This window comes from Pseudomonas sp. GD03944, from assembly GCF_029839275.1.
GTDB lineage: Bacteria > Pseudomonadota > Gammaproteobacteria > Pseudomonadales > Pseudomonadaceae > Aquipseudomonas.
Genome location: NZ_JAOCAH010000019.1, coordinates 78,131 through 86,697 on the forward strand (window position 1 = coordinate 78,131; position 8,567 = coordinate 86,697).

General features: G+C 68.8%; 7 protein-coding genes. 5 read left to right on the plus strand and 2 right to left on the minus strand.

The features are described from left to right. Window positions 1–21 precede the first annotated feature (21 nt). Window positions 22–819 carry an MBL fold metallo-hydrolase gene (locus tag N5C28_RS22300; RefSeq protein WP_279825549.1) on the minus strand — a complete coding sequence of 266 codons (798 nt, stop codon included), beginning with the start codon at window positions 817–819 and terminating at the stop codon, window positions 22–24. A gap of 89 nt (window positions 820–908) precedes the next feature. On the opposite strand from N5C28_RS22300, the gene N5C28_RS22305 reads away from it, so the two are divergent. Continuing rightward, on the plus strand, window positions 909–1,877 hold the full coding sequence (locus tag N5C28_RS22305; RefSeq protein ID WP_279825550.1) for a helix-turn-helix domain-containing protein: 969 nt from the start codon (window positions 909–911) through the stop codon (window positions 1,875–1,877). Window positions 1,878–1,918: 41 nt separating this feature from the next. Here the strand turns inward: N5C28_RS22305 and N5C28_RS22310 are convergent, their stop codons facing one another. Continuing rightward, window positions 1,919–3,124 (minus strand): FAD-dependent oxidoreductase, encoded by a 1,206-nt coding sequence (locus N5C28_RS22310; protein ID WP_279825551.1) that lies wholly within the window; start codon window positions 3,122–3,124, stop codon window positions 1,919–1,921. 89 nt (window positions 3,125–3,213) lie between these two features. Here N5C28_RS22310 and N5C28_RS22315 point away from each other — a divergent pair, with 89 nt between their 5' ends. From N5C28_RS22315 to N5C28_RS22330, 4 genes are all read left to right on the plus strand, one after another. Then, entirely contained in the window at window positions 3,214–4,125 is a 912-nt protein-coding gene (locus tag N5C28_RS22315) for a helix-turn-helix domain-containing protein (RefSeq protein WP_279825552.1), read from the plus strand. 166 nt (window positions 4,126–4,291) lie between these two features. Then, on the plus strand, window positions 4,292–4,687 hold the full coding sequence (locus N5C28_RS22320; protein WP_279825553.1) for a DUF2946 domain-containing protein: 396 nt from the start codon (window positions 4,292–4,294) through the stop codon (window positions 4,685–4,687). Between the two features lie 69 nt (window positions 4,688–4,756). After that, window positions 4,757–6,913, plus strand: coding sequence for a TonB-dependent receptor (locus N5C28_RS22325; RefSeq protein ID WP_279825554.1), 2,157 nt, complete (start codon window positions 4,757–4,759; stop codon window positions 6,911–6,913). A 5-nt stretch (window positions 6,914–6,918) separates the two neighbouring features. After that, window positions 6,919–8,460, plus strand: coding sequence for a PepSY domain-containing protein (locus N5C28_RS22330; protein WP_279825555.1), 1,542 nt, complete (start codon window positions 6,919–6,921; stop codon window positions 8,458–8,460). Window positions 8,461–8,567 lie beyond the last annotated feature (107 nt).

Sequence of the window (8,567 nt, forward strand, 5' to 3'; positions counted from 1 at the left end):
GGGCAGGGCGACCCGCTTTATTCAACAGGCCGCTGCAACGGCGGCCTCGAAGGCCAGGCGCTCGCCGTCCGCCGGTATCCGCAGGCGCTGGGCGACACCGGCCTGCCGGGCGGCGTGGGCCAGGTCGTTGCGGCTGACCGGGCAATGGCTGATCGCCTCCAGGTGGTTGGCCACCACCAGCCCCTGTGACAGCCGGGTAAAGGCGATCACGTCCTCGATGTCCATGATCAGCTCACTGCCGAGATCGAAGCGTGCGCCGCCGGCAGGCACCACGCTGACCTGGGGTTGATGTTGCTGGACGAAGGCGCGGATGGTCGGCGTCAGTACGGTGTCGCCCGCCAGGTACAGGCTGGGTTCGCCCGGCAGCTCGATCAGGTAGCCGACGCCGTGCTCCATGAGCGTGCCGATCCAGCCTTCGCCATGGGTGCAGGCGACGGTGCGGATCTGCCCGCCGAGAAAGGCGCTGGGCTCGCCATGGGCCTCGGGCAGCGGCTGCACGTTCAACCCGCGTTCAGCGAGGTAGGGTGCGTCATGGGGCGTGCAGATCACCGGCGTCTGGGTCTCGCGCAGCCAGCGTTTGCCGACGCGGTCCAGGTGATCGAAGTGGCCTTTCTGGCAATGGGTGATCAGGCAGTGGGTCACGGCGGCCAGGGCGGCGTCCGCCGAGTCGGGCAGCTCGACGATCGGGTTGCGCTGGCGCGCGCCGAACAGGCGCAGGGGCGGTAGGCTGCCCCGTGGCGCGAGCATCGGGTCGACCAGCACCCGGTGCGGGCCGAGTTCGAGGATGAGCGTGGCGTTACGCAACTGGTGGATGTGCATGGGGCGTCCTCCGAATGAGGGCTCCATGGTGTCCGTTGCCAAGCGGCGCCATAATGGCGGTTGTTGCCACTATTGGTTCATTTTCTGCCATGGCTGAATCCCTTCGCGTTGGCCTGCTGCTGTACCCCGGTTGCATGCCGGCGGGCCTGTTCGCCTTCGCCGACCTGCTGCACGCTACCAACCGCCGCACCGGCAAAGCGCTGTTCACCGTGCGCCATGTCGCCCTACAGCCCGGGCCGGTGCCCTGTGCCCACGGCATGGACCTGAATGCCAGTGCCGGCCTGGACGATCGCGAGCTGGATGCGCTGCTGGTGCCCGGTTTCTGGGCGGAGTCGGCACCCCTGGTGGAGGCGGCGTTGGCCAACCACGCAGCGCTGATCAAGGCGTTAACCGGCTTGCCCAAGCGGATTCAGCTCTGGAGTTACTGCACCGGCGTTGCCGTGTTGGCGGCCAGCGGGCGGCTGAACGGCCAGCCGGCGACGGTCACCTGGTGGCTGGCCGAGGCGATGCGCCAACGCCATGCCAAGGTGCGCTGGCAGAGCGAACGCAGCTGTGTGTTCAACGAACGAACGGCCACCGCGTCGGGGGTGAACGGCTACCTGCCGATTGCCCAGGCGCTGATCGAGCGTGGCGTCAGTGCCGAGGTGTTTCACGACCTCACCCGGCTCATGGTGCTGCCGCGCCCGGCCGTTGCTCATCCGGCGTTTCAGGGCGCGAGCCTGATGGAGCAGTCCAGCCCGCTGCTGCGCCAGGCGCACGGTGTGATCGAGCACCTGCCGGCCGAGCACCTGACGGTGCAGGTGCTGGCCGACCGACTCGGGCTGTCCGAACGGACGCTGGCGCGGCGGATCAAGGCGGAAACCGGGGAGGCCGTGGCGGCGTATGCCCGGCGGATCAAACTGAACCAGGCCAGCGAACGTCTGACGCTGACAGCGCTGCCGGTCACCGCCATCAGCGAGCAACTGGGCTTCAGCAGTGACGCCAACCTGCGGCGCATGTTCAAGGCGCTCACCGGGCTGACGCCCGCCGCGTACCGGCAGGCCTTCAGCCGTTATTGATCCCGCCCACGGGGCTGTCGTGGGCGGGGCAGGGGGTTGCCTCAGGCCACCGGGATCGACGGGTCGGCAGCGGCCAGGGCTGCGGCGCGGTCCGTGGCGGCCGGCGGGTAGATCCACAGCGTGTTGATCTGCTGCTTCAACTCCTTGGCTTCGGCGCCGACCAGCTTCTGCTGGCGGTCCCAGCCTTCGGTGTACACCGCGCCCCAGGCGCCGAGGTCCAGGCAGGTCACGTACTTGGGCTGGCTGTAGACCCGCGGCTTGACCCCGATCAGATCGGCCGCCGCGTTGTGCCCGGCGTAGCGCCCCAGCGGGATGGCGTGCTGGCAGGACATCGCGCAGATGTTGCCCAGCTCGTCGGTGGCGGCGCGGGCGGTGTCGCCGGCCGCGTACACATCGCTCAGGCCCTCGACCCGCAGGTAGCCGTCGACCTGCAGGCGGCCGGTGGGGTCGCGCGGCGCCGGTATCTGCTCGGTGAGCGGGCTGGCGCGAAAGCCTACGGTCCAGACCACCGTGCTGGCGTCGATGCGCTGGCCGTTGTCGAGCACCACGCCGCCGGCGTCGATGGAGGCGACCGAGGTGCCCAGTTGCCATTCCAGGCCCAGCTCGCGGGAGGCGTCGACGATGGCTGGGCGGATGCCGTCGCCTAGGGCTGCGCCGATCTGCGCGCCGCGGTCGATGACCACCACGCGGACCTTCGCGTCGTCACCGAGGATGTCGCGCAGGCGGGTCGGCAACTCGGTGGCGGTCTCGATCCCGGTGAAGCCGCCGCCGACCACCACCACTGTGTTGCGGGCGGGGGTATCCGGCTGGCTGGCCAGGCCCATCAGGTGCTGTTCGAGGCGCACCGCCTGCTCGATGCGGTCGACGTCGAAGGCGTGCTCCGCCAGGCCTGGGACCGGTGGGCGGAACAGCTGGCTGCCGGCGGCGAGGATCAGCCGGTCGTAGCCCAGTACCGCCTGCTCGCCGTCGGCGGTGCGGTAGGTCACCTCGCGGCCCTGGGTGTCGATCTGCAGCGCCAGGCCCTGGACGAAGCGCACGCCGGTGGCGTCGAACAGCGCGTCCAGCGGGGCGAACAGGCTGTGCGCGTCGGGCTCGTAGAAGCGCGGCCGGATGCGCAATTCAGCTTGCGGCGCGAGCAGGGTGACCTGCACGTCGCTGCGGTTCTGTTGGTCGAGTAGACGCATGGCGCCCAATGCACTCCACAGCCCTGCGAATCCAGCTCCTACAATCAGAATGTGGTTACCCATGATTGCTCCCGCGCACGCGCTCGTTTCGGTGGAAGCAGCCATGGTAGAAGCGAACCGCGGGCACACAAATGACAGAGAACCCTGATTTCATGCCAGCCCTGCCACGCGCAGTGCTGATCATCGTCTACCCCGGTGTGGGGCTGCTGGACCTGGCCGGTGCCCAGACAGTGCTCTGGGCCGCCACCCGGGTATTGGCCCAGCGCCAGCTGCCGGGCTACCGGCCCGTTACCCTGAGCCTCGCGGGCGGCCTGCTGCGCACGGCGGAGGGGCTGGAGATCGAGACCTGCGCGGTGCGTGAGGTGCCGCTGAACGGCATCGATACCCTGATCGTGCCGGGCGCGCCGGACATCGAAGGGGTAGTGGCCGAGTCTGCCGAGCTGCTGCGCTGGATTGCCGAGGCCGGCCGTGCCAGCCGGCGCACCGCCTCGGTGTGCCAGGGCGCCGTGCTGTTGGCCGAAGCCGGGCTGTTGCTGGGGTGGGACGCGTCCATCCCGCTGGAGCGCGGCGCGCTCGTGGTGCAGCAGGGCCGCCTCTGGACCTCGGCCAGTGGCGTCGACCTGGCGCTGGCCCTGGTGGAGGCCGACGGTGGCCGCGACGTGGCGATGCAGGTGGCGCGGGAGCTGGCGGTGGCGCTCAAACGCTCGGGAGATCACGGGGCGTTCGGCGAGGGGCCCGACTGTGCGGCGTTCGACGAGCTGCACCGCTGGCTGGCCGACAACCTCGCCGCGCCCAACCTGCGGGTGGAGGTGCTGGCCGAGCATTGCCACATGAGCCCGCGCAATTTCTCCCGCCTGTACAAGCTCAAGACCGGTCGCTCCCCGGCCAAGGCGGTGTCGATCCTGCGCCTGGAGGCGGCGCGCCGCCTGCTGGAGGATTCCGACCGGCACATCGACCAGATCGCCCGGCAATGCGGTTTCGGCGACGAGGAGCGCATGCGCACCACCTTCCAGCGCCACCTGGCCACCTCGCCCCGGGGCTACCGCAAGCTGTTTTCGCGCTAGCTCGATCCTGCCACCGTTGCACTGTGCCTGCCTCTTCGTCGGCCCTGCGCCGGCATGCCGCACCCCGGTGCCCAGGCCCGGTGATATGATCCGCGCCGTTTGCGCTGCCTTGCCGATGGACTAGGGTTAGGGCACCGCACGTTTTTCACCTGTCCTGAGCTCTTGCATGAAGCTGGCCCGCCGACACCGCTCGCTGATCGCCTGGATGCTGTATTTCAGCGTCCTGTTCAGCGCGTTCGTCTGCGCCATCAGTCACGGCCAGATGGCCGGCCTGCAGCTCAGCGGCCTGAGTGGCGAGTACTGCTCGTTCGAGGGCAACTTCGGCGCCGGCGCCAACCTCGACGGTTCCGGCATCGTCGCGCCGAACCCGGCCACCGGCACCGGCTGTGCCCTGGGCAGCCTGTTCAGCGCGATGATCCTCGCGGCGTTCTTCGGCCTGCTCGGGCTGCTTGCCGCCGAGGCCGTACGGCCCTTGCCGCGCCTGCTGCGGGCGCTGCCCGTCCGTTACCACTGGCCCCCCGCCAACCCCCGCGCTTCCCCGTTCCTGCTGTTCGTCCGCTGAAATCGCCTGTTCGGCCCGGCATTCGCCTGGCCGTGACGGGCCTGGTCGAACCTGATCTGGAACCTACTCATGTCCCTTCGCATGACCGCGCTGGCAGTGCTTGCCGGCGCCACCCCGCTTGCCTGGGCGCACGACAGCGCCCTGCAGTTGCCTGACAGCACCATTTCCGCCACTGCGCTGAACGCCGAGCCCACCGCCGTGGCGCTGGATACGCCGATCGAAAGCGGCTCGCGCCTGGGCCTGACCGCCCGGGAAAACCCGGCTTCCGTCAGCGTGGCCGACCGCGCCACCATGGAGCGCGTCGGCGCGCGCAACTTCCAGGACGCCGCCAACGCCTTGCCTGGTGTGAACGCCTCGGCGCCGCCCGGCTGGGGCGGCTACGTGTCGTACCGCGGGTTCAATGGCGCGCAGATCAGCCAGCTGTTCAACGGCATCAACCTGCAATACGGCGGCGCCGCGCGCCCGGTGGACGCCTGGATCTACGACCGCGTGGAACTGCTCGGCGGCCCGTCGTCGTTTCTCAACGGCAGCGGGGCGGTGGGCGGCAGCTTGAACGTCATCACCCGCCTGGCCGACCGTGATACCGAGGGCGGCGAAGCCCGCATCAGCTATGGCCGCTACGACACCCGGGAAACCGCCATCGGCTACAACCACGCCCTCAATGACGGCCCCGGCCCGCGCCACTACGCGCGGCTGGATTTCAGCCGCAGCGACAGCAACGGCTACATCGACCGCCAGGAGCGCGGGGCCAACAACCTGGCGTTCTCGCTGCTGAGCGACCTCACCGACAACCTGTCCCACACCCTGGCCATCGAGTACCTGGAAGAGCAGGAAGACAGCCCGTACTGGGGCACGCCGGTGCTCAACCCGCTGCAGGGCAAGCTGCGCATCGACCGGCACAACCGCTTCGCCAACTACAACGTCGAGGACGGCCGCTACGAGCAGCGCACCCGCTGGCTGCGCTCGATCACCGACTACCGCTTCGATGAGCGCACCGCGCTGCGCAACACCTTCTACCACTACGAGGGGCAGCGCGATTACCGCAACCTCGAACGCTACCGCTACACCGCCGACAATGCCCAGGTCGAGCGCCTGGCGGCCTACCGCCAGCGCCACGATCAGGAGGTCAACGGCAACCGCGTGGAGCTGACCCACGACAGCGAGCTGTTCGGCCTGGCCAGCGACTGGGCGTTCGGCCTGGACTTCAACCGCAACCAGCAGACCAACTACCCGTTGTCGCTGTCGGCGCTGGTCGACCGGGTGGCACCCGGCAACTTCACTCCCGGCCACTTCCTCGACATCCCCGGCACCGGCGCGGCGCGCACCAAGGGCCGCAGCACCGAAGTCGATACCACGGCGCTGTTCGTCGAGAACCGGCAGAAGCTCAGCGAGCGCCTGGCGCTGATTACGGCGCTGCGCTACGACCACATCGATTTCGAGGTCACCGAGCACGCCAGCGGCGCCCGCCTCGACCGGCGCTGGGACGCCTTCACCGGTCGCGCCGGGCTGGTCTTCGATGTGACCGACGACTTCAGCGTCTACAGCCAATACAGCACCTCGGCCGAGCCGCCGGGCGGCACCCTGACCAGCGCCAGCATCGGCCAGGTCAGCGACTACAAGCTGGGCACCGGGCGCCAGGTTGAAGTCGGCAGCAAGTTCGATTTCCTCGACGGGCGCGGCAGCGCGACGCTGGCGGCCTACCGGATCGTGCGCAAGGACTTCCCGGTCACCGACCCGAACAACCCCAACAGCACCATTCAGGCCGGCCAGCAGACCTCCGAGGGCATCGAGCTGGCGACCTCCTTCAAGCTCACCCCGCAGTTGTTGGCGGCGGGCAACATCAGCTGGCTCAAGGCCGAGTTCGACGACTTCAACGAAGCCAGCGGCGGCACGGTGATCTCGCGCAAGGGCAAGATGCCGGTGAACATCCCCAAGCGGGTGGCCAACCTGTGGCTGACCTATGACTTGGCCCCGGACTGGCAGTTGGGAGCGGATGCCCGCTACGTGTCTTCGGTCTACGCCAACAACGCCAACACCATGTGGGTGCCCTCGTACACGCTGTACGGCCTGTTCGTGAGCCACGACCTGGATGCCAACACTGCACTGACGGCGCGCCTGCGCAACGTCACGGACGAGGTCTACGCGCGCTTCATCCACCAGAGCAACACCCAGTACTACCTGGGTGAGCCGCGCAGCCTGGAACTGGCTGTGCACCTGCGGTTCTGAGCGCCATGAAACGCTACCTGTACCTCTGGCACCGCTGGCTGGGCATCGCCCTGTGCCTGGTCATGGCGCTGTGGTTCATATCCGGTGTGGTGATGCTCTACGTCGGCTATCCCAAGCTGACCCCGGGCGAGCGCCTGCGCAACCTGCCGGAGCTGCCGGCGGACTGCTGCACGGCGCTGGACGCGGCGCAGCAGGCGGGGGCGCTGAGCAGTCTGCGGTTGACCAGCATCGCCGGCCAGCCGCACTACGTACTGACCTTTGCCACGGGCGAGCGGCGGGTGCTGAACGCCGCCAGCGGCGAGGCGGCGCAAGCGGTGGATGCCCAGCGGGCGCTGGTCGGCGCCCGGCAGTTCGGCGGTGGCGTGCCGGTGCGTTACCTGGGGGACGTGCAAGAAGACATCTGGACCCATTCCCGTGGCCTGGACGGCGAGCGGCCGTTGCACCGCGTCGAGCTGCAGGACGAAGCGGGCACCTGGCTGTACCTGTCCAGCCGCAGTGGCGAGGTGGTACTCGACGCCAGCCAGCAGGAGCGCCACTGGAACCTGCTGGGCGCCTGGCTGCACTGGCTGTACCCGCTGCGCGGCGGCTTCGGCGTGGACAACGGCTGGCGGGTGCTGGTCATCGGCCTGTCCCTGCTGGGCACGCTGATGGCGGTGCTGGGCATCTGGGTCGGCGTGCTGCGCTGGCGCTTCCGGAGGCGTTACCGCAGCGGCTCGCGCAGCCCCTACGGCGCTGGCTGGATGCGCTGGCACCACGTCGGCGGCCTGCTGTTCGGCGTGCTGCTGGTGCTGTGGGTGTTCAGCGGGTTGATGTCGATGCGCCCCTGGGGCCTGTTCGATGCCCGCTCGACCCTGAACCTCTCGGCCTACCCGGGCGGGGTGTTGCAGGTCGGGGATTTCCCCCTCGACGTCAGCGAGGCCCTGGCGGTGCTGCGCCGTGAGCCGGGTTTTCTGCCGGTGGAGCTGGAGTGGCGCCGGGTCGGTGGCGAGGCGTACCTGGTGGCGCGCACGGCGGAAGGTGACAGTCGTGTTTTTGCTGCCAGCCAGCCCAGCCAGGCTCTGCGCCAGTTGCCCGCTGACGTACTGCTCGCGGCGGCCCAGGCGGTGGCGCCGGACACGGCGATGCACAGCGAATGGCTGGAGCGTTTTGACTTCCACTACTTCGCCCGGGCGGAGCAGAGCATGTACGGCTTCCAGCACCGCCGCCTGCCGGTGCTGCGGGTGCGTTTCGACGACCCCCAAGCCAGCTGGCTGCACATCGACCCGCACAGCGGTGCGATCGTCGACCGCACCGACCAGCACCGGCGTGCTGGGCGCTGGCTGTTCAACCTGCTGCACAGCTGGGACTGGCAACCGCTGCTGGAACGCCCACACCTGCGCGAAGCGCTGATCATCGCCTTCAGTGCCGGTGGCCTGTTTATCTGCCTCAGCGGCACCGTGCTCGGCTGGCGTCGCCTGCGCCGTGACAGCCGGCTGCGTCGCCAGGCACTGGCCCGCCGGGCGACGACAGGAGTGGGCGAAAAGCGCATGCCAAATAGCGTTCCTTAAATAGAACGCTAGAGGCAATTTTTGCCGTCTAGTGCGGGAAGGGTGTCGAATTTAATCTTTACCCCATGCAGCGACAACTGCACGGGAAAGACCCAATCAAGCCGAAA

Bases quoted from the DNA above. Each gene is read 5' to 3' on its own strand.
- N5C28_RS22300 (WP_279825549.1), bottom strand. From the start codon at position 819: ATGCACATCCACCAGTTGCGTAACGCCACGCTCATCCTCGAACTCGGC.
- N5C28_RS22305 (WP_279825550.1), top strand. From the start codon at position 909: ATGGCTGAATCCCTTCGCGTTGGCCTGCTGCTGTACCCCGGTTGCATG.
- N5C28_RS22310 (WP_279825551.1), bottom strand. From the start codon at position 3,124: ATGGGTAACCACATTCTGATTGTAGGAGCTGGATTCGCAGGGCTGTGG.
- N5C28_RS22315 (WP_279825552.1), top strand. From the start codon at position 3,214: ATGCCAGCCCTGCCACGCGCAGTGCTGATCATCGTCTACCCCGGTGTG.
- N5C28_RS22320 (WP_279825553.1), top strand. From the start codon at position 4,292: ATGAAGCTGGCCCGCCGACACCGCTCGCTGATCGCCTGGATGCTGTAT.
- N5C28_RS22325 (WP_279825554.1), top strand. From the start codon at position 4,757: ATGTCCCTTCGCATGACCGCGCTGGCAGTGCTTGCCGGCGCCACCCCG.
- N5C28_RS22330 (WP_279825555.1), top strand. From the start codon at position 6,919: ATGAAACGCTACCTGTACCTCTGGCACCGCTGGCTGGGCATCGCCCTG.